This window comes from Actinophytocola glycyrrhizae, assembly GCF_042653545.1.
Taxonomy (GTDB): domain Bacteria; phylum Actinomycetota; class Actinomycetes; order Mycobacteriales; family Pseudonocardiaceae; genus Actinophytocola; species Actinophytocola glycyrrhizae.
Genome location: NZ_JBHSIS010000003.1, coordinates 652,428 through 671,650, shown reverse-complemented (window position 1 = coordinate 671,650; position 19,223 = coordinate 652,428). Strand labels below are relative to the sequence as shown.

Annotated in this window: 18 protein-coding genes; 10 read left to right on the top strand and 8 right to left on the bottom strand. The window is 70.1% G+C overall.

What is annotated here, in order from left to right; all coding sequences use genetic code 11:
* Nucleotides 1-108: 108 nt before the first annotated feature.
* Together ACFPCV_RS09285 and ACFPCV_RS09280 are read right to left on the bottom strand one after the other, a co-directional pair.
* The gene (locus tag ACFPCV_RS09285) at nt 109-1,647 is read right to left on the bottom strand and encodes an acyl-CoA synthetase (protein WP_378055634.1); all 1,539 of its coding nucleotides are present in this window, start codon (nt 1,645-1,647) and stop codon (nt 109-111) included.
* A 21-nt stretch (nt 1,648-1,668) separates the two neighbouring features.
* The gene (locus ACFPCV_RS09280; RefSeq protein ID WP_378055633.1) at nt 1,669-2,709 is read right to left on the bottom strand and encodes an LLM class F420-dependent oxidoreductase; all 1,041 of its coding nucleotides are present in this window, start codon (nt 2,707-2,709) and stop codon (nt 1,669-1,671) included.
* 263 nt (nt 2,710-2,972) lie between these two features.
* On the opposite strand from ACFPCV_RS09280, the gene ACFPCV_RS09275 reads away from it, so the two are divergent.
* The 5 genes from ACFPCV_RS09275 to ACFPCV_RS09255 are packed head-to-tail and all read left to right on the top strand — an operon-like array spanning nt 2,973 to nt 7,431.
* Nucleotides 2,973-3,914 (top strand): Zn-ribbon domain-containing OB-fold protein, encoded by a 942-nt coding sequence (locus ACFPCV_RS09275; protein WP_378055632.1) that lies wholly within the window; start codon nt 2,973-2,975, stop codon nt 3,912-3,914.
* Between the two features lie 52 nt (nt 3,915-3,966).
* Entirely contained in the window at nt 3,967-4,980 is a 1,014-nt protein-coding gene (locus tag ACFPCV_RS09270; RefSeq protein WP_378055631.1) for a thiolase domain-containing protein, read from the top strand.
* Complete coding sequence (locus ACFPCV_RS09265; protein WP_378055630.1) at nt 4,980-6,134, top strand: thiolase domain-containing protein; 1,155 nt, start codon at nt 4,980-4,982, stop codon at nt 6,132-6,134. The genes ACFPCV_RS09270 and ACFPCV_RS09265 overlap by 1 nt, the downstream gene beginning before the upstream one ends.
* On the top strand, nt 6,131-6,997 hold the full coding sequence (locus ACFPCV_RS09260) for a TIGR03619 family F420-dependent LLM class oxidoreductase (RefSeq protein ID WP_378055629.1): 867 nt from the start codon (nt 6,131-6,133) through the stop codon (nt 6,995-6,997). The genes ACFPCV_RS09265 and ACFPCV_RS09260 overlap by 4 nt, the downstream gene beginning before the upstream one ends.
* Complete coding sequence (locus ACFPCV_RS09255) at nt 6,994-7,431, top strand: nuclear transport factor 2 family protein (RefSeq protein ID WP_378055628.1); 438 nt, start codon at nt 6,994-6,996, stop codon at nt 7,429-7,431. Before ACFPCV_RS09260 ends, ACFPCV_RS09255 begins: the two co-directional genes overlap by 4 nt.
* Here the strand turns inward: ACFPCV_RS09255 and ACFPCV_RS09250 are convergent.
* The 3 genes from ACFPCV_RS09250 to ACFPCV_RS09240 form a co-directional block, all read right to left on the bottom strand.
* Nucleotides 7,412-7,795 carry a hypothetical protein gene (locus tag ACFPCV_RS09250; RefSeq protein WP_378055627.1) on the bottom strand — a complete coding sequence of 128 codons (384 nt, stop codon included), beginning with the start codon at nt 7,793-7,795 and terminating at the stop codon, nt 7,412-7,414. The genes ACFPCV_RS09255 and ACFPCV_RS09250 overlap by 20 nt on opposite strands.
* Nucleotides 7,796-8,757: 962 nt before the next feature.
* Nucleotides 8,758-9,657, bottom strand: a complete 900-nt coding sequence (locus ACFPCV_RS09245) for a hypothetical protein (protein WP_378055626.1) — start codon at nt 9,655-9,657, stop codon at nt 8,758-8,760.
* 281 nt (nt 9,658-9,938) lie between these two features.
* A complete protein-coding gene (locus ACFPCV_RS09240) occupies nt 9,939-11,156 on the bottom strand; it encodes a cytochrome P450 (protein WP_378055625.1) in 1,218 nt (405 codons plus the stop codon).
* Between the two features lie 106 nt (nt 11,157-11,262).
* Here ACFPCV_RS09240 and ACFPCV_RS09235 point away from each other — a divergent pair, with 106 nt between their 5' ends.
* From ACFPCV_RS09235 to ACFPCV_RS09215, 5 genes are read left to right on the top strand one after another with little or no spacing between them, the layout of a single operon-like run.
* Complete coding sequence (locus ACFPCV_RS09235; protein ID WP_378055624.1) at nt 11,263-12,381, top strand: steroid 3-ketoacyl-CoA thiolase; 1,119 nt, start codon at nt 11,263-11,265, stop codon at nt 12,379-12,381.
* Nucleotide 12,382: 1 nt separating this feature from the next.
* The gene (locus tag ACFPCV_RS09230; protein WP_378055623.1) at nt 12,383-13,141 is read left to right on the top strand and encodes an enoyl-CoA hydratase family protein; all 759 of its coding nucleotides are present in this window, start codon (nt 12,383-12,385) and stop codon (nt 13,139-13,141) included.
* Nucleotides 13,128-13,934 carry a CoA transferase subunit A gene (locus ACFPCV_RS09225; protein WP_378055622.1) on the top strand — a complete coding sequence of 269 codons (807 nt, stop codon included), beginning with the start codon at nt 13,128-13,130 and terminating at the stop codon, nt 13,932-13,934. The genes ACFPCV_RS09230 and ACFPCV_RS09225 overlap by 14 nt, the downstream gene beginning before the upstream one ends.
* Nucleotides 13,931-14,608, top strand: a complete 678-nt coding sequence (locus ACFPCV_RS09220; RefSeq protein WP_378055621.1) for a CoA-transferase subunit beta — start codon at nt 13,931-13,933, stop codon at nt 14,606-14,608. Before ACFPCV_RS09225 ends, ACFPCV_RS09220 begins: the two co-directional genes overlap by 4 nt.
* Nucleotides 14,608-15,651 carry an NAD(P)H-dependent flavin oxidoreductase gene (locus ACFPCV_RS09215; protein ID WP_378055750.1) on the top strand — a complete coding sequence of 348 codons (1,044 nt, stop codon included), beginning with the start codon at nt 14,608-14,610 and terminating at the stop codon, nt 15,649-15,651. Before ACFPCV_RS09220 ends, ACFPCV_RS09215 begins: the two co-directional genes overlap by 1 nt.
* On the opposite strand, the gene ACFPCV_RS09210 is transcribed toward ACFPCV_RS09215, so the two are convergent.
* From ACFPCV_RS09210 to ACFPCV_RS09200, 3 genes are all read right to left on the bottom strand, one after another.
* Nucleotides 15,652-17,019 (bottom strand): WS/DGAT/MGAT family O-acyltransferase, encoded by a 1,368-nt coding sequence (locus ACFPCV_RS09210; RefSeq protein WP_378055620.1) that lies wholly within the window; start codon nt 17,017-17,019, stop codon nt 15,652-15,654.
* 318 nt (nt 17,020-17,337) lie between these two features.
* The gene (locus tag ACFPCV_RS09205; protein ID WP_378055619.1) at nt 17,338-18,078 is read right to left on the bottom strand and encodes an SDR family oxidoreductase; all 741 of its coding nucleotides are present in this window, start codon (nt 18,076-18,078) and stop codon (nt 17,338-17,340) included.
* The gene (locus tag ACFPCV_RS09200) at nt 18,075-19,217 is read right to left on the bottom strand and encodes an acyl-CoA dehydrogenase family protein (RefSeq protein ID WP_378055618.1); all 1,143 of its coding nucleotides are present in this window, start codon (nt 19,215-19,217) and stop codon (nt 18,075-18,077) included. Before ACFPCV_RS09200 ends, ACFPCV_RS09205 begins: the two co-directional genes overlap by 4 nt.
* Nucleotides 19,218-19,223 lie beyond the last annotated feature (6 nt).

The following is a 19,223-nucleotide window of genomic DNA, read 5'->3' as shown; positions in this document are numbered from 1 at the left end:
CCGCCGGGTTGTCCACCGCTCGGGGAGTTGTCCACACAACGACGTTCACGCGCCGGAACTGTCACCCCTGCCCGGTAGGCTGGCAACCGGGGGCCGGAGGCCAACCCCTCAAATCGCCCGTTCGCGGTCCGCCCAGTACGGGTCGCGCAGCTTTCGCTTGTACAGCTTGCCGTTCGGATCGCGTGGCAGTTCGTCGACGTAGTCGACCGTGCGTGGCAGTTTGAACTTCGCCAGGCGGTCGCGGGCGAACGCCAGCAGTTCCTCCGTCAGCTCCGGTCCCGGCGTGGCCCCCGCCGCCGGCTGCACGACCGCCTTGATCTCCTCGCCCCAGTCGTCGTTCGGTACGCCGAAGACCGCGACGTCGGCCACCTTCGGGTGCACCGCGAGCTCGTTCTCGATCTCCGCGGGGTAGATGTTCACGCCGCCGGAGATGATCAGGTCGGCCTTCCGGTCGCACAGGAACAGGTACCCGTCCTCGTCGAGATACCCGATGTCGCCCAGCGTGAACAGGTTCCCCACCCGCGCGGCACGGGTCTTGTCCGCGTCCTTGTGGTACTCGAACGTGGAGTCACCCATTCGCATGTACACCAGACCGGGTGTCCCCGTCGGCACCGGCTCGCCCGCGTCGTCGAGCACCGCCACCTCGGACCCCGGCCACGCACGCCCCACCGACCCGGGCTTCGCCAGCCACTCCTCCGCCGAGATCGCCGTCCCGCCACCCTCGGTCGCCGCGTAGTACTCCGTCACCACCGGGCCCCACCAGTCCAGCATCCGCCGCTTGACCTCGGGCGGGCACGGCGCGGCTCCGTGGATCATGCACCGCAGCGAGGAGACGTCATAACGTGACCGGACGTCCTCGGGAAGCTCCAGCAACCGGTGGAACTGTGTGGGAACCATGTGGCTGTGCGTGACGTGATGCTTCTCGATGAGCCGCAGCATCTCCTCCGGCCGCCAGCGGTCCATCAGTACCGCCGCGTGTCCCAACTGGATGGAGTTGGCCACGAAGTTCAGCACCGCCGTGTGGTACAGCGGCGACCCGCAGATGTGCACGTGCCCGTCGAAGGGCCCGAGCCCGAAGATCCCGAAGAACCACGACGCGGCAGGCGGCACGACGTCCGGGTCGGCGCCGGTCAGCGGTCGCCGCACCCCTTTCGGCCGCCCGGTGGTCCCCGAGGTGTACAGCATCGGCGACCCCGCGGTCCGCACGTCCGGCCGCCCGGTCTCACCGGCGCCGAGCGTGGACAGCGGCGCGAACCCCGGCACGTCACCGACCGCGAACCCGGCGACCCCGGTGCGCGACAACGCGTCCCGCGCCGTGTCCGCGAAACGCGAGTCCGCGACGAACGCCTTCGCGCCGCTGTCCTCGACGAGGTACGCGACCTCGGCGCCGACCAGGTGCCAGTTGGCCATCACCACGTACAGCCCGGTCTGGAACGCGCCGAAGTAGACCGAAACCAGGTCGACGCCGTTGGGCAGCAACAGAACCACGCTGTCACCGGGCGCCAGCCCCATGGCCTGGAACCCGCGGCCGTAGCGGTCGGCCGCCGCGGCCAGCTCGGCGTAGGTCACCTGCCTGCCGTCCGGGTCGACCACGGCGGTCAGGTCAGGCTGCTCACGGGCGATGTTCCACAGTCCGGTCGAGGCCACCCCACCAATCTAGAACGTGTTTCAGTTCTGGGCAAGAACCGCCGCGACCGCCCGCACCTGCTCGGCGTCCTGACAGCCCACCATCAGCATGGTCACGCCACGGTCGCCCCACTGCCCGACCTGCGCGCGCACCTGCTCGGCGGTGCCGATGATCGCGGTCTCGGCCACCAGCTCGTCCGGCACCGCGGCGGCGGCCTCCGCCTTGCGCCCGGCACGGAACAGCGCGGTGACCTCGTCGACGACCTCGCCGTACCCCATGCGGCGGAACAGGTCGGCGTGGAAGTTCTTCTGCTCGGCCCCCATTCCGCCCGCGTACAGCGCGATCACCGGCCGGTGCCGGTCGTACGCGGCGGCGGGGTCGTCGGTGACGGTGACGGACACGTTCGCCGCCACCTCGAAGTCGGCCCGCGACCGTCGTGCGCCGGGCCGCGCGAACCCCTCGTCCAACCAGGAGTTGTACTGGTCGGCGAGCTTCTCCGAGTAGTACACCGCGATCCAGCCGTCGGCGATCTCGGCGGCGAGCGCCACGTTCTTCGGCCCTTCCGCACCCAGCCAGACGGGCACGTCCGCGCGCAGCGGGTGGGTGATCGCCCGCAGCGGCCTGCCCAGCCCGTCAGCACCCGGCCCGGTGTAGGGCAACGGATAGTGCGGGCCGTCGCTGGTCACCGGCGCCTCCCGCGCGAGCACCTTGCGCACGATGTCGACGTACTCCCTGGTGCGGGCGAGCGGCTTGCCGAACGGCGCGCCGTACCAGCCCTCGACGACCTGCGGCCCCGACACCCCGAGGCCGAGAACGGCCCGCCCGCCGGAGAGGTGGTCGAGGGTGAGCGCCGCCATCGCCGCCGCGGTCGGCGTGCGGGCCGACAACTGCGCGACCGCCGTCCCGAGCCGGACGCGCCGGGTCGCCGACCCCCACCAGGCAAGCGGCGTGAACACGTCCGACCCCCACGACTCGGCCGTGAACACAGCGTCATAACCGGCCTCATCCGCGGCGACGACCATCTCGGCGGCGTTGGGCGGCATCCCCGCGCCCCAGTACCCCAGCTGCAGACCAAGTTTCATGCAGTGATCGTAGAACTAGTCCTCACCCGATCAGTGTCACCAATAGACCACCCGTTCGATATCGTGACGACTACCCGCACGTCGGCTAGCTTTTGGGCATGGAAGAGATCAGAACCGCCATCACCGCACACCTCGACCCCGACGGGCATCGACAGCCGCTCGCTCGCGTCGAGAGGGGCTTACGCACGGGCGAACCCGAGCCTGATCCACCGCGACCGACAGGGAGACTTGCCCAGTAAAGTAGAACGTGTTTCACTCAGGACGTGACGCAGGCACCGTTGTCCGCACCGCTCGACATCGGGTTCGACTACACCCGGTCACTCGGCCCGACGCTGAGCCGGTTCGTCACCGGACTGGCCCGACGCCGGATTCTGGGAGCACGTGGCACTGACGGCCGCGTCCACGTGCCGCCGCCCGAGTACGACCCCGTGACCGGCGAACCGCTCACCGAACTGGTCGAAGTAGCGCACACCGGCACCGTCACATCCTGGTGCAGGCAGCCAGAACCCCTTGCCGGTCAACCACTCCAGCGACCGTTCACGTGGGCGTTCGTCCAGCTCGACGGGGCCGACACGCCGATGCTGCACGCGGTCGACGCGGACACCGTGCACACCGGCATGCGGGTCCGCGCGCGCTGGGCGGAGACCGGCGGCAACGGCGTGCGGGACATCGTCTGCTTCGGACCAGAGGACGGCGAAACGCCGGTCGAGCCACGCGAGGCCGACGACATCAGCATGCTCACGACGCCGATCCACCTGAGCTACCGGCATTCGGCGTCCCCGGAGGAAAGCCGGTACCTGCGCGGCCTGGCCGACGGCAAGCTGCTCGGCCAGCGCTGCCCGGCCTGTCGCAAGGTCTACATCCCGCCGCGCGGGGCGTGCCCGACCGACGGGGTGCCGACCGAGGAGGAGATCGAGCTACCCGACCGAGGCATCGTCACCACGTTCTGCATCGTCAACGTCCCGTTCCTCGGCCAGCGCATCAAACCCCCGTACGTCGCCGCGTACATCCTCCTCGACGGCGCCGACATCGCGTTCCTCCACCTCGTCCTCGGCTGCGCCGCAGACGAGGTCCGGATGGGCATGCGGGTCGAGGCCGTGTGGCGGCCGCGCGCCGAATGGGGCACGACACTCGAGAACATCGACCACTTCCAGCCGACCGGCGAACCGGACGCGCCCTACGACTCCTATTCGGGACACCTGTGAGCGAAGCGAACCACCGGGCACTGCGGCGCCACGGAGCCTTCGAGGGGGCGGCATGAACAGCGTCAGCGTCAGCATCGTCTCCTTCGCGCAGGCACCGAACGTGCGCGAAACCCACGGCACCACCAACGGTGTCGAGATGCTCGTGCCCATCCTGAAAGAGGCACTCGACAACGTCGGTCTGTCCAAGAAGGACATCGGGTTCTGGTGTTCCGGCTCGTCCGACTACCTGGCGGGCCGCGCGTTCTCGTTCATCGCCGCCGTCGACGCCATCGGCGCGTTCCCGCCGATCAACGAGTCGCACGTCGAGGCCGACGCCGCGTGGGCGCTCTACGAGGCGTGGGTGAAGATCCGCACCGGCGAGGTGGACACCGCGCTCGTGTACGGCTTCGGCAAGTCCTCCGCCGGTCAGCTGCGGCGCGTGCTCGCCATGCAGCTCGACCCGTACACCGTCGGTCCACTGTGGCCGGACGCGGTGAGCATCGCGGGCCTGCAGGCCAGGTTCGGGCTCGACGCGGGCCTGTGGACCGAACGCGACATGGCCGGGGTCGCCGCCCGCAGCCGCGGCGGCGACCCGGACGACCTGCTCCGGCGGCCGTACCTCGCCGACCCGTTGCGCAGGCACGACTGCGCACCGGTCACCGACGGCGCCGCGGTCGTCGTCCTCGCCCGCGGCGACCGGGCCCGCGACCTCACCGACCGGCCCGCGCGGATCACGAGCATCCACCACCGCGTCGAGACCCCGCACCTCGGCGCCCGCGACCTCACCACCTCACCGTCCACGGTGGCCGCCGCCAAGGCCGCTGGCGCCGACGGTGTCACGCTCGCCGAGCTGCACACCCCGTTCAGCCACCAGGAGATCCTGCTGCGGCAGGCACTCGGGCTCGGCGACGAGGTCAGCGTCAACCCCTCCGGCGGGCCGCTCGCGGGCAACCCCATGTTCGCGGCCGGGCTCGCCCGCATCGGCGAGGCCGCCACGCGCATCCGCCCAGGTGAGCGCGCACTCGCGCACGCCACCAGCGGACCAGCGCTCCAGCAGAACCTCGTGTGCGTACTGGAGGCCGACTGATGGCGAAACGACGCGCCGCGGTCCTGGGCGTCGGCCAGACCCACCACCGCAGCAAACGTCTCGACGTGACCATGGCCGGGCTGTGCCGGGAGGCCATCGACCGCGCGCTCGCCGACGCGGACCTGACGTTCGCCGACATCGACGCGGTCGTGCTCGGGAAGGCGCCGGACCTGTTCGAGGGCGTCATGATGCCCGAGCTGATGCTCGCCGACGCGCTCGGCGCGACCGGCAGGCCGCTGCTGCGCGTGCACACCGCCGGGTCGGTCGGAGGCTCGACGGCGAACGTCGCGGCGAGTCTCGTGCAGGGCGGTGAGCACTCGCGCGTGCTCGCCGTGGCGTTCGAGAAGCAGTCCGAGTCCAACGCCATGTGGGCGCTGTCGATCTCGGTGCCGTTCCACATGCCGGTCGGCGCGGGCGCGGGTGGCTACTTCGCCCCGCACGTCCGCTCCTACCTCCGCCGCTCCGGCGCGCCCGGCCACATCGGTGCGCTCGTCGCGGTGAAGGACCGGCGCAACGGCGCGCGGAACCAGTACGCGCACCTGCGCCAGTCCGACATCACACTGGAGTCGGTGCAGGCCTCGGCCATGCTGTGGGACCCGATCCGCTACGACGAGACGTGCCCGTCGTCCGACGGCGCGTGCGCGATCGTGCTCGGTGACGAGTCCGCAGCCCAGGGCCGCACCGCCGCGTGGATCCACGCCACGGCCATGCGCACCGAGCCGACCACGTTCGCCGGCCGCGACCAGGTCAACCCCAGGGCGGGCCGGGACGCGGCCGCCGCCCTGTGGCGGGAGGCGGGGATCGACGACCCGCTGTCGCAGGTGGACGCCGCGGAGATCTACGTGCCGTTCTCGTGGTTCGAGCCGATGTGGCTGGAGAACCTGGGGTTCACCGAGGAAGGCCAGGGCTGGAAGCTCACCGAGGCCGGTGAGACCGAGCTGGGCGGACGGCTGCCGGTCAACCCGTCCGGCGGCGTGCTGTCGTCGAACCCCATCGGCGCGTCGGGGATGCTGCGGTTCGGCGAGGCGGCGATGCAGGTGATGGGACGCGCGGGCGAGCACCAGGTGGACGGCGCACGGATCGCGCTTGGCCACGCGTACGGCGGCGGCTCGCAGTACTTCTCGATGTGGGTGGTCGGAGCGGAGAAACCATGAAGTTCACGGTGGGCGTCGCGCTGAGTCCGCTGGACCAGCTGCCCGAGTTGGCGAAGACCGCGGAGGAGTGCGGCTACTCGTCGGTCGCGTTGCCGGACTCGCTGTTCTTCTCGGAAGAGGTGTCGGCGTCCTACCCGTACACCCCGGACGGCAACCGGTTCTGGGACGAGGACACCCCGTGGGTCGACCCGTTCGTCGCGGCGGCCGCGATGGGCGCGGTCACGTCCCGGATCCGTTTCTATACACAGGTACTGAAACTCAACCCGCGCAACCCTGTGCTGCTCGCAAGGCAGATCGGTTCGGTCGCGGTGATGACCGGCAACCGGTTCGGGCTCGGCGTCGGGCTGGGCTGGTCGCCGGAGGAGTCGCAGTGGTGCGGCGGTCATTTCGACCACCGCGGTGCCCGCGCCGACGAGGCCATCGACGTGCTCAAGCTGATCCTGGGCGGCGGCATGGTGTCCTACCAGGGCAAGTACTACGAGTTCGGCAAGCTGCGGATGTCACCGGCGCCGAGCGAACCGGTGCCCGTGTACGTCGGCGGGCACACCGAGGCCGCGCTGCGCCGGGCGGCCCGTGTCGGTGACGGCTGGACATCGGCGATGATCAGGTTCGACGACCTGCGGGACGTGATCGACCGGCTCGCCACGCTGCGCGCCGAGTACGACCGGAGCGGCCCGTTCGAGATCCAGGCCGTGTGCGTCGACCGGTTCGGCGTGGACGGCTACTGGCAGCAGGCCGAAGCGGGGGTCACCGACGCGATCGTGGTGCCGTGGGTGTTCTACGGCGTCGGCCTGGACGGGCCACTGGAAGCCAAGAAGGACGGCATGAAGCGGTTCGCCGACGAGATCATGGGGCAGCTATGACAGCGGTTACCTGGAGTGGCCCGGAAACCACGCACCCGGCGCGCACCGCGTCGCGCCGGTCGATGGACGCGGTGTCCCGCGGCGCCAAGGAGGAGTGGCTGACGTTGTTCGCGGAGGACGGCGTGGTCGAGGACCCGGTCGGTGTGTCGATGTTCGACCCGACTGGCAACGGGCACCGCGGGCACGCGGCGATCGCCGCGTTCTGGGACATGACGATCGCGAACGTCGAACGCTTCGAGTTCGACATCCGCGACTCGTTCGCGGCGGGCAACGAGGTGGCGAACGTCGGCACGATCACCACGTTCCTGCCCGGCGGGTCCAGAGTGGACACCGAGGGCGTGTTCGTGTACCGGGTGAACGAGGACGGGCTGATCGTGTCGATGCGTGCGTTCTGGGAGACCGAGCGCGCGATGGCTACGCTGCGTCAGGTCTGAGCTCGATCCCGTACTCGGCGCAGGCCTTCACGACGTCGTCGTGCGCGAAGTCGGTGCGCACGAGAAAGTCGGCGAGCCCGTCGTCCTCACTGAACACGGTCATGGAGAAGTAGGCGGAGTCGAAGGCGCGACGCAGGTCGTCGTTGGGCGCACCGGCCCGCACCCTGGACAGTTCGTCCATGGTGGACCTGGCGACCGCGGCGAACTGGTCCGGCGCGACCGCGTAGTCACCGGCCGCGACATAGAGCTTGCCGACCGCGTCACCGTAGTCGTCACAGAAGTGCTCAGCCGGGTTACTGCCGGAACACGCCGTGAGCACACCCCCCAGCAGCAGGACGGCGACAACAAAACGACGGCACAACACCTGCCCCAGGGTGCCCGCACAACCCCCGCCCCCCTCCCCCCGAAAGGACACCAAAAAGGCCACCCCACCCACCCAAAAGGGCACCCCCACCAAGCCGCACCCAAACCCGCGAGTCCCCCGTCCAAAACCCGCGAGTCCCCCGTCCAAAACCCGCGAGTCCCCCGTTCAGAACCCGCGAGTCCCCGGTTCAGGACCGCTGAGTTGACGGTTCGGACACTCCTGCCGCTAGACGATCGATCCGTGAAGTTGGCGTGGGTGGGCGGTCGGTCGTCGTGTGCTAGTCGGGTCGGCTCGGTTTTCGGTCGGGTGGGTTGCCTGGTTTCGGTTCGCGTTGTGGTGGGTTGTCCTCGCCGGGCGGGTAGGTCTCGGGGGTGACGTCGTGGGTGGGTTTGTCCTCGCCGGACGGGCAGGTCTCGGGGGTGACGGAGGGGGCATGTCAGCTGCGGTTGGGTTCGGGTCTGCCTGCCATCCCGTCAACCTCCCTACGGGCTATCACACCGCGCCAAGGGGGGCCTATTTCCGCATGATGTGATTCGGGCTTTCGGCCCCCCTTGACACGGCGTGATCGGGCGCTGCCAGGTCGACGGGATGGCAGGGAGCCCCTATGGGGTGGGCTTACGCCACCGTCAGGGTTGCGCGGGGCTGCTGCCCCGCTTCGCGGGCTCGCTGTGCCGGACTTGCTGTGCCGGACTTGCTGTGCTGGGGCCCGCTTCGCGGGCCGGGCGCGTAGCGCCCGGACCGGTGCCGTGAAAGGCGCGTTCACGGCATCCGCAATGCCGTCAATGGGCCGTTCACGGCGCTCAACGCCGTCAATGTGCCATTCACGGCACCAGTTGTGCCGTGAACGCGCCATTCACGGCGTCGGGGCGCCCCTGCGGGCGCCCGTCGGGGTGTGGGTGTTGTGCCTGGTGACGTGTTCGTACACCGAAGTCACTTCACATGAGCTTTACGTAATCAATCCGCTAGGCGGCGAACCGTCGTCGCCAGAATGCCCGCCGGACTTCAGCGTGGAGCCGAGACGGATCGCTCAGGTCCGTGGCATCGGCGTGCAGGACCAGCCAGCCACGGCGTCGCAGGTCCTCGTCCCTCGCCGCGTCTCGCTCGATCCGGTCCACGTGTGCCGCGTAGCCGTCGTACTCGACCGCGACCATCGGCTCCTTCCACGCCAGATCGAGCCGGTAGATCTCCCGGCCTTTGATGTCGAGAACCGAAAACTGCTGGTCAGGAACGGAGAACCCCGCGTCGAAGAAGCTGAGCAACAGCCAGCTCTCAGCAGGCGACTCGGCGCGCCCGGTCGCGAGGTCCAGCAGGATCTGCGACCGTCGCCGCCCACGAGAGTCACGTCGCGCGCCGATCCGGTGCAGTACCTCCGCCCGGAACTCCGCCCGCAGCTCAGGCGGGGTCAGCGCGAGTGCCTGGTCCGCACATGCCAGCGCGACCCGTCGGGCCTCTCGGCACAACAACTCGGTGATCGCGTACTCGAGCACGAACACCCTGAGCCCATCGACTGTGACCACGTCCTGCTCGTCGAAGAGCCCCTGATGGACGACCACTCCGGGGACGCACGGAACCTTCAGGTGGTAGTCGACCAGCACGTGTATGCGCCCCGTGTCGGCGGCGGTACAGCCGTGGAGGAAAGCGGCGGTGTGGCCGGTGAGCACAGCGCGAGGTCCAGCGAGCAACAACGCGGCCGCGGCGCGCGTAGGCAGGGTCAGTTGCCGGGCACGCTCGACCAGGACCTTCCGGGAGAAGGACACCAGCCGCCCTTCCCGGATGATCTTCCGGAGGTGCATGGCACCGACCTCGCGACGCAGGTCCTCCCGCCGATGCGCGCCGTGCAGGCCTTCAGGTAGTTCGAACATGGGAGACACGGTGCCTGTTCGCAGACGGTTCTCCCACCGATGAAGCGCGGTCTGTGGATAACTCGAGCACCTGTGGACAACTCGTCGGCGACGCTGCCCGCCTGTTCCGAACCGGCACCTCGAAGGTCCCGAACCGGGGACTCGCGGGTTCCGAACCGGGGACTCGCGGGTTCCGAACCGGGGACTCGCGGGTTCCGAACCGGGGACTCGCGGGTTCCGAACCGGGGACTCGCGAGTCCTGAACCGGGGACTCGCGGGTTCTGGACCGGGGACTCGCGGGGTTAGGTGTAGGTGACCTGTAGTTCTTTGATGCCGTTCAGCCAGCCGGAGCGTAGGCGTCTTGGGGGTTGGGCCTGTCGGATGGCGGGCATGTGGTCGGCTATGGCGTTGAAGATCAGGTCTATTTCCAGTCTGGCCAGGTTCGCGCCAACGCAGTAGTGGGCGCCGGTGCCGCCGAAGCCCAGGTGGGGGTTCGGGTCGCGGAGGATGTCGAACTTCTCCGGTTCGGCGAACACCTCCGCGTCGAAGTTGGCCGAGCTGTAGAACATGCCCACCCGGTCACCCTTCCTGACGGGAACGCCACCCAACTCGATGTCGGACATCGCCGTCCGCTGGAAGGACATCACCGGGGTCGAGTAGCGGACTATCTCGTCCGCGGCGGTTTCCGGGCGGTTCGACTTGTACAGGTCCCACTGTTCCGGGTTGCTCAGGAACGCGTGCATGCCGTGGGAGATGGCGTTCCTGGTCGTCTCGTTCCCCGCCACCGCCAGCAGCAGCACGAAGAAGCCGAACTCGTCCGAGCCAAGTGACTCACCGTCGATGTCCGCGTTGACCAGGGTGGTGGCTATGTCGTCCATCGGGCACTTCTTGCGTTCTTCCGACATCGCCCACGCGTAGCCGAGCAGCTCCGCCGACGCCGCTTCCGGGTTGATCGAGTACTCCGGGTCGTCGTAGGCCACCATCTGGTTGGACCACTCGAAGACCTTGTGCCGGTCGTCCTGCGGGATACCGAGCAGTTCGGCGATCGCCTGGAGTGGGAGTTCGCACGCCACCTGGGTCACGAAGTCGCCGCCGCCCTTCGCGCGGGCCTCGGTGGCTATGCGTTCGGCCCGGGAGGCCAGTGTTTCGCGCAGGCGGTTCACCGCCTTCGGGGTGAAGCCCCTGGAGACGATGCCGCGCACCTTGGAATGTTGCGGCGGGTCGATGTTGAGCATGATCAGCCGCTGGGCCTCGATCTTCTCGCGGGTCATGTCCGGGTTGAACCGGATGATCGCCGTGTTCTCGGCCGACGAGAAGACCTCGCTGTTCCGCGAGACCTCCTTGACCTCCGCGTACCGGCTCACCACCCAGTACCCGTCGTCCTCGAAGCCGGCCAGGTTGTGTGGCTGCGCGTTCCACCACACGGGGGCGGTGCGGCGCAGCTCGGCGAACTCCTGGACCGGTATCCGCTGTTCGTACAGGTCGGGGTCGGTGAAGTCGAAGCCGTCCGGGATCACCATGGCCTCCCGCAGATATGGAACACGTTCTAGTCGATTGAAGCACACGCGCTCACCACAAACCAAGCGCCTGCTTGCCTGTGCGCGGAACGCGTTCTAGTTTGTGTTCATGGGAAACCCGGTGATCGTGGCGGCAGCGCGGACCCCCATCGGCAAACGTGGTGGTGACCTGTCCGGCAGGCACGCCGCCGACCTGCTCGGCGTGGCCCAGCGTGCGGTCGTCGACCGCGCCGGCATCGACCCGGCATTGGTCGAGCAGGTGTTCGGCGGCTGCGTCACGCAGGCGGGCGAGCAGTCCGGCAACATCACGCGCACCGCCTGGCTGTACGCGGGCCTCCCGTACCAGACCGGCTGCCTGACGCTCGACTCGCAGTGCGGCTCCGCGCAGCAGGCCACGCACCTGATCGCCGCGCAGATCTCGGCAGGCGCCATCGACGTCGGCATCGCGTGCGGGGTCGAGGCCATGAGCCGGGTGCCGCTGCGTTCGAACGTCGGCGTGGACGTCGGGACACCGCGACCCGACGACTGGGCGATCGACCTGCCCAACCAGTTCGGCGCCGCCGAGCGGATCGCGGTCCGCAGAGGACTGTCCCGCGCGGACCTCGACCGGTTCGGCGCGCTGTCGCAGCAGAAGGCAGGCAAGGCGTGGGACGCCGGGCACTTCGACCGGGAGGTCGTGCCCGTCGGTGCCGTGACCCGCGACCAGGGGCTGCGCGAGACCAGCATGGACGCGCTCTCGCGACTGAGACCGGTGCTCGAGGACGGTCTGCACACCGCGGGCTCGTCGTCGCAGATCTCCGACGGCGCGGCGGCCGTGCTGCTGATGGACGAGGCGACAGCGCGGAACGCAGGGCTCGTGCCCCGGGCGCGGATCGTCACGCAGTGCCTGGTCGGCACCGACCCGTACTACCACCTCGACGGCCCGGTCGACGCCACCGCGCGGCTGCTCGCCCGCAGCGGCATGACGATCGCCGACCTGGACCTGTTCGAGGTCAACGAGGCGTTCGCGTCGGTCGTGCTGTCGTGGCAGGCCGTGCACGAACCCGACCCGGACCTGGTGAACGTCAACGGCGGCGCGATCGCGCTCGGCCACCCCGTCGGCAGCACCGGCGCACGGCTGGTCACGACCGCGCTGCACGAGCTGGAACGGCGCGGTGCGGCGACCGCCCTGATCACGATGTGCGCTGGCGGCGCGCTGTCGACGGGCACGATCATAGAGCGGGTCTGACATGAGCGTCTCGACCTCGACCGCCGAACCGGGTGTCGTCGTGGTGACCGTCGACCACCCGCCGGTGAACGCGCTGCCGGTGGCGGGCTGGTTCGCGCTCGCCGACGCCGTCCGCGACGCGGGCCGCGACCCTGGCACGCACGTCGTGGTGCTGCGTGCCGCCGGCCGCGGGTTCTGCGCCGGCGTGGACATCAAGGAGATCCAGCGCGACGGGCACACCGCGCTCGTCGGCGCGAACAACGGCTGCCACGCGGCCTTCGGCGCGGTGTACGACTGCGAGGTGCCGGTGATCGCGGCCGTGCAGGGGTTCTGCCTCGGCGGCGGCATCGGGCTCGTCGGCAACGCGGACGTGGTGGTGGCCGCCGACGACGCGACGTTCGGACTGCCCGAAGTGGACAGAGGAGCGCTCGGCGCGGCGACCCACCTGGCGCGGCTGGTGCCGCAGCACCTGATGCGGGCCATGTACTACACGGCGTCGACGGTCAACGCGTACCAGCTGCACGACTTCGGGTCGGTGTACCGGGTGGTGCCGCCGGACGAGCTGGCGGGCGCCGTACTCGAGGTGGCCAAGCAGATCGCGGCGAAGGACCCTCGGGTGACCCGGGCGGCGAAGAAGGCCATCAACGGCATCGACCCGCAGGACGTGCACCGAAGCTACCGGTACGAGCAGGGTTTCACGTTCGAGCTGAACCTGACCGGGACGGCCGACGAGGTCAGGGATCGGGGGTGGGTACGTGGACAAGCGGATGACACCGGATGAGGTGGTGTCCACACTGGAGGACGGGATGACCGTCGGGATCGGCGGCTGGGGGTCGCGGCGCAAGCCGATGGCCCTGGTGCGCGCGATCCTGCGGTCCGGGCTGAGGGACCTGACGGTCGTCAGCTACGGCGGCCCCGACCTGGGTCTGCTGTGCGCGGCGGGCAAGGTACGCACGGCGGTGTACGGGTTCGTGTCGCTGGACTCGATCCCCTACGACCCGCACTTCCGCACGGCCCGCGAGTCCGGCGCCATCGAGGTGCGCGAGTTCGACGAGGGAATGCTCCAATGTGGACTGCGTGCCGCCGCGCACCGGTTGCCGTTCCTGCCGATCCGCGCCGGGCTCGGGTCGGACGTGCTCACGCTGGACCCGTCGCTGAGGACCGTGCGGTCACCGTACGATGACGGCGAGGAACTGGTCGCGATGCCCGCGCTGCACCTGGACGTGGCGCTCGTGCACCTCAACCGCGCGGACCGGCGCGGCAACGCGCGTTACCTCGGCCCGGACCCGTACTTCGACGACCTGTTCTGCCTCGCCGCGAAGAAACGGTACGTCTCCTGCGAGTCCATTGTGGACGACATCGGCGCGGACGGACCGCCGCAGACGCTGCTGCTGAACAGGATGATGGTCGACGGCGTGGTGGCGACGCCGCGCGGCGCGCACTTCACCAGCTGCGTGCCGGACTACGGCCGCGACGAGGCGTTCCAGGAGACCTACGCCACCACCGCGTGGGAGTCGTTCGCGGACCGGTACCTGAGCGGCGACGAGGCCACCTACCAGAAGGCAGTCGCATGAACCGCATGGACGTGTGCGTGATCGCGTGCGCCGAGCTGTTCCGCGGTGACGGCGAGATCCTGGCCAGCCCCATGGGACCGGTCCCGTCGCTCGGTGCGCGGCTCGCGCGGCGGACGTTCGAACCGGACCTCGTGCTGTCCGACGGCGAGGCCACGCTGCTCACCGCCGAGGGCACCCCTGAGGGCTGGCTGCCCTACCGCGCGGTGTTCGACGTGGTCGCCAACGGGCGGCGGCACGTGGTGATGGGCGCGAACCAGATCGACCGGTACGGCAACCAGAACATCTCGTGCATCGGCCCCCACCAGGCGCCCAAGCGTCAGCTGCTCGGGGTGCGGGGCGCGCCGGGCAACACCGTCAACCACCGCACGAGCTACTGGGTGCCGAAGCACTCGCCGCGTGTGTTCGTGCCCGCGGTCGACGTGGTGTCCGGCGTCGGCTACGACCGGGACGGCGGCCGGTTCCACGACGTGTACCGGGTCGTGACGAACCTGTGCGTGCTGGACTTCGGCGGCCCCGGCCACGCGATGCGGGTCGTGTCGGTGCACCCCGGGGTACCGGTCGGCGAAGTCGTCGAGCAGACCGGGTTCCCGCTGGTGGTCGACGACCCGCCGGTGACCCGCGAACCGACGGCCGAGGAGCTGGCGATCATCCGCGAGCTGGATCCGGGGTGGTGATGGAGACCGCGCTGACGAAGCTGACCGGTGTCCGGCACCCGGTGGTGCAGACCGGGATGGGCTGGGTAGCGGGACCCCGGCTGGTGTCGGCGGTGGCGAACGCGGGCGGGCTGGGCATCCTGGCTTCGGCGACCATGACGTTCGACGAGCTGCGGACCGCCGTCGACGAGGTGCGGGAGCGGACGGACCAGCCGTTCGGCGTGAACCTGCGTGCCGACGCGGTCGACGCGGCGGCGCGGGTGCGGCTCCTGATCGACGCGCGGGTCAGGGTGGCGTCGTTCGCGCTGGCCCCGTCGCGGGCACTGATCGAGACGCTGAAGGACGCGGGCGTGGTGGTGATCCCGTCGGTCGGCGCGGTGCGGCACGCGGAGAAGGTGGCGGCGTGGGGCGCGGACGCCGTGGTGGTGCAGGGCGGCGAGGGCGGCGGCCACACCGGGCAGGTGGCGACGACGGTCCTGCTGCCGTCCGTCGTGGACGCCGTGGACATCCCGGTGGTCGCGGCGGGCGGCTTCTACGACGGCAGGGGGCTCGTGGCCGCGCTCGCGTACGGCGCGGCCGGGGTCGCGATGGGCACCCGGTTCCTGCTGACCGAGGAGAGCACGGTGCCGAGGGCGGTGAAGGAGGCGTACCTGGCGCGCGGCCTGTCGGACACGGTGGTCACGACCAGCGTCGACGGCGTGCCGCACCGGGTGCTGCGCACGGACCTCGTCGCGGGGCTGGAGAAGGCGAACCGGGCGACCGGGTTGCTGCGCGCGGTGCGCAACGCGAACCGTTTCCGCAGGCTGACCAGGCTGTCGTGGTCGTCGGTGGTGCGTGAGGGACGCACCATGCGGCGCACCCGCAAGCTGTCGTGGTCACAGCTCGTCATGGCGGCGAACACGCCGATGCTGCTGCGCGAGGGCCTGGTGAAGGGCAACACGGACGCCGGGGTGCTGGCCGCCGGGCAGGTCGTCGGCGCGCTGGACGACCTGCCGACGTGCGCGGAGCTGATCACCCGGATCGTGACCGAGGCAGCGGACGTGATCGCCCGCCTGCCACGTTGATCAGACCGCCTTCTCCAGCTCTTCGAGGGACTCCTCCAGCAGGCCGAGCAGTCGCTGCAGGTGGGGCACGGTGCGACGGCAGCCGGTCAGGCCGAACTCCAGGCTGCCCGCGTAGCTGGTCACCGTGATGTTCAGCGCCTGCCCCTCGTACGGGATCGACAGCGGGTACATGCCCTGCATGCGCGCGCCGTTCCAGTACAACGGTTTCCTCGGGCCGGGGACGTTGGAGATCAGCACGTTGAACGCGGGTGGTGTGATCCGGGTCATGCCGGGGATCGTGCCGACGGCCAGCGGGAGCAGCGGCAGCGCCGACAGCGCGGTGATCTGCAGGCGGCTCATCCCGTGGTACACCTGCTTGCCCTTGAGCATCGAGTCGTGGATGGTCGCGAGGCGGTCCGCGGGCTCCGCCTGGTTCGTGGCGAGGTCGCACAGGATCAGCCCGATGGCGTTGCCGCCAACGGACCGGTCGGTGCGCAACGACATGGGGATCGCCGCCACCAGCGGCTTGTCCGGCAGCGTGCCCAGGTCCAGCATGTAGCGGCGCAGCGCGCCCGAACACATGGCCAGCATGACGTCGTTCATCGTCGCGCCCGCCGCCTTGCCGACCGCCTTGATGCGGTCCAGCGGCCAGCCCTGCGCGGCGAACCGGCGCGCGCCGGTGATCGGCACGTTGAACATCGACCTCGGCGCCTGGAACGACAGGGTCGCCGACTGCTCGCGGAACGCCTCGTTGATGAGCTTGACGGTCGCGGACCCGAAGCCGCGGAGCTCCTTGCCGAGCTCGGTGATCGCGCGGACCGGGTCGAACGTCGAGTCGTGGTCGCGGGGCGTGGCGCCGAACACGTCGGAGCGCACGCGTGGGGACCACAGCGGACGGACCGACGTGTCCGACGGGTCCTCCGACAGGGACGCCTGCAGCAGCCGCAGCGCCGACACCCCGTCGAGCAGCGCGTGGTGTGCCTTCGTGTACGTCGCGAAACGGTTGCCCTGTAAGCCTTCCATCACCGTGAACTCCCACATGGGGCGGTGCCGGTCGAGCAGGTAGCCGTGCAGCCGCGACGTCAGCTCCAGCAGCTCACGCACCCGGCCCGGCCTAGGCAGCCCGGACAGCCGCACGTGGTACTCGAGGTCGAGATCGTCGTCGTCGGCCCACGCGAACTGGCCGACGCTGCCGACCGGGCCACGCGGCCGGCGGCGGAACAGCGGTCGGACGTCCACAAGCGACAGCAGCTGCCGGTGGAACTCGCTGACGTAGTCGGGGCCCGCGCCGTCGGGCAACTCGAACAGCTGCAGCCCGCCGACGTGCATCGGGTGCTCGCGCGACTCAGCGAGCAGGAACATCGAATCCGTCACCGGCATGATCGCCATCGGGAACCTCCTGTCCAAACCCTAACCCCTCGCGAGTCTCCCGTTCAGAACCCGCGAGTCCCCGCTTCGGAACCCGCGAGTCCCCGCTTCAGAACCCCCGAGTTGCCGGTTGGCGACCACTCGACCGCAAACCCGCGTGTCGCGAACGGGCAACTCGCGGGTCCCGAACGCGGGACTCGCGGGTTCTGAACGCGGGACTCGCGGGTTCTGAACGCGGGACTCGCGGGTTCTGAACGCGGGACTCGCGGGTTCTGAACGCGGGACTCGCGGGTTCTGAACGCGGGACTCGCGGGTTCTGAATGGGGGACTCGCGGGGGGTCAGGGGTGTTGGCTGCTTACTGAGATGATCTCTCCTGTTAGGTAGGACGCGTAGTCGCTTGCCAGGAACACCATGACGTTTGCGACCTCCCGGGGTTCCGCCGCGCGGCCGAAGGCCTCCTTCGAGGCTAGTTCCGCCAGCAGCTCCTCGCTCGTCACCTTGGCCAGGAACGGGTGCGCCGCCAGGCTCGGCGCGACGGCGTTCACCCGGATGCCGTGTGCCGCCACGTCCATCGCGGCGCAGCGGGTCAGGGCCATCACTCCTGCTTTCGCCGCCGCGTAGTGTGCTTGGCCCTCCTGTGCGCGCCAGCCCACCACCGACGCGTTGTTCACCACCGCGCCGCTGCCCTGCGCCACCATCTGCCGCAGCGCCGCGCGGGTGCACCGGAACGTGCCGTTCAGCGTCACGTCCAGCACCCTGGACCACTCGTCGTCCGGCATGTCCAGGATGGAGCGGGTGCCGCCGAGGCCCGCGTTGTTGATCATCACGTCCAGGCGGCCGTACTCGGCGACCGTCCCCTCGACCAGCGCCCGCACCTGGTCCTCGTCCGTCACGTCGCACGGGATCGCGTGGGTGCCCAGTTCCGCCGCGGTCTTCGCCAGCCGCCGTTCGTGCCAGTCGCTGATCACCACCCGCGCGCCCTCCTCCGCGCACCGGCGCGCCACCGCGGAGCCGATGCCGGTCCCCGCGGCGGCCGTGACCACCACGACCTTGTCCCGCAACAAGTCGTGGCCGCTCACGCGCGTGCCTCCCTCGGCAGGCCGAGCACCCGCTCGGCGATGATGTTGCGCTGGATCTCGTCGGAACCGCCGTAGATCGTGTCCGCGCGGCTGAACAGGAACAGCCGCTGCCACTCGGAAAGCCCACCGCCGGTGGCCATGCCCGCCGCGCCGAGGACCTCCATCGCCAGCTCCCCCAGGCCGCGGTGCCAGGTCGCCCACACCAGCTTCGTGACCGACGCGCCCGCGCCGTCGGCGCCGATGGTGCGGAGTGCGTGCCAGCGCATGACGTCGAGGCCGATGCGGGCCCTCGTCAGCTTCTCCCGGATGACCGGGTCGTCGAGCACGCCGGTGTCGCGGGCGAGCGTGATCAGCGCGTCCAGTTCACGGCGGAAACCGACCTGCTGGCCGAGTGTGGCGGCGCCGCGTTCGAAGCCGAGCGTCGTCATCGCGACCCGCCAGCCGTCGCCCACGTCGCCGACCACGAGGGACGCCGCCGTCCTGGCACCGTCGAAGAAGACCTCGTTGAACTCCGAGCCACCGGTCAGTTGCTCGATCGGACGCACCTCGACGCCCGGCTGGTCCATCGGCACCAGCAGGTAGGACAGGCCTGCGTGCCGCTTCGAGCCCGGTTCGGTGCGGACCACCGCGAAGCACCACTGCGCCAGGTGCGCGAGCGACGTCCACACCTTCTGCCCGGTGATCACCCACTCCGCGCCGTCGCGGACCGCCGAGGTCGACACCGCCGCCAGGTCCGACCCGGCGCCCGGTTCCGAGTAGCCCTGACACCACAGCTCGGTCACCTGCCTGATCGGCGGCAGGAACCGTTGCCGCTGCTCAGGTGTGCCGAGCGCGATCAGTGTCGGGCCGAGCAGCTCCTCACCGAGGTGGTTCACCCGTGCCGGCGCGGCGGCGCGGGCGTACTCCTCGTGGAAGACGACCCGCTCCTCGATCGACGCGCCGCGGCCGCCGTGTTCGACCGGCCAGCCGAGGCACGTCCAGCCCGCGGCCGCCAGGTGCCGGTCCCACTCGACGCGCTCGTCGTGGGCCTCGTGTTCGCGGCCGGGCCCGCCGAGCCCGCGGAGCGCCGCGAAGTCGCCGGACAGGTTGTCGGCCAGCCATTCGCGCACCGTCGCGCGGAACTCCTCCAGCGCCCTCACGAGTGT

Coding starts and splice junctions, on each gene's coding strand:
- ACFPCV_RS09280 (WP_378055633.1), bottom strand. CDS start 2,709: ATGAAACTTGGTCTGCAGCTGGGGTACTGGGGCGCGGGGATGCCGCCC.
- ACFPCV_RS09270 (WP_378055631.1), top strand. CDS start 3,967: ATGAACAGCGTCAGCGTCAGCATCGTCTCCTTCGCGCAGGCACCGAAC.
- ACFPCV_RS09265 (WP_378055630.1), top strand. CDS start 4,980: ATGGCGAAACGACGCGCCGCGGTCCTGGGCGTCGGCCAGACCCACCAC.
- ACFPCV_RS09260 (WP_378055629.1), top strand. CDS start 6,131: ATGAAGTTCACGGTGGGCGTCGCGCTGAGTCCGCTGGACCAGCTGCCC.
- ACFPCV_RS09255 (WP_378055628.1), top strand. CDS start 6,994: ATGACAGCGGTTACCTGGAGTGGCCCGGAAACCACGCACCCGGCGCGC.
- ACFPCV_RS09245 (WP_378055626.1), bottom strand. CDS start 9,657: ATGTTCGAACTACCTGAAGGCCTGCACGGCGCGCATCGGCGGGAGGAC.
- ACFPCV_RS09240 (WP_378055625.1), bottom strand. CDS start 11,156: ATGGTGATCCCGGACGGCTTCGACTTCACCGACCCCGACCTGTACGAA.
- ACFPCV_RS09235 (WP_378055624.1), top strand. CDS start 11,263: ATGGGAAACCCGGTGATCGTGGCGGCAGCGCGGACCCCCATCGGCAAA.
- ACFPCV_RS09230 (WP_378055623.1), top strand. CDS start 12,383: ATGAGCGTCTCGACCTCGACCGCCGAACCGGGTGTCGTCGTGGTGACC.
- ACFPCV_RS09225 (WP_378055622.1), top strand. CDS start 13,128: ATGACACCGGATGAGGTGGTGTCCACACTGGAGGACGGGATGACCGTC.
- ACFPCV_RS09220 (WP_378055621.1), top strand. CDS start 13,931: ATGAACCGCATGGACGTGTGCGTGATCGCGTGCGCCGAGCTGTTCCGC.
- ACFPCV_RS09215 (WP_378055750.1), top strand. CDS start 14,608: ATGGAGACCGCGCTGACGAAGCTGACCGGTGTCCGGCACCCGGTGGTG.
- ACFPCV_RS09210 (WP_378055620.1), bottom strand. CDS start 17,019: ATGGCGATCATGCCGGTGACGGATTCGATGTTCCTGCTCGCTGAGTCG.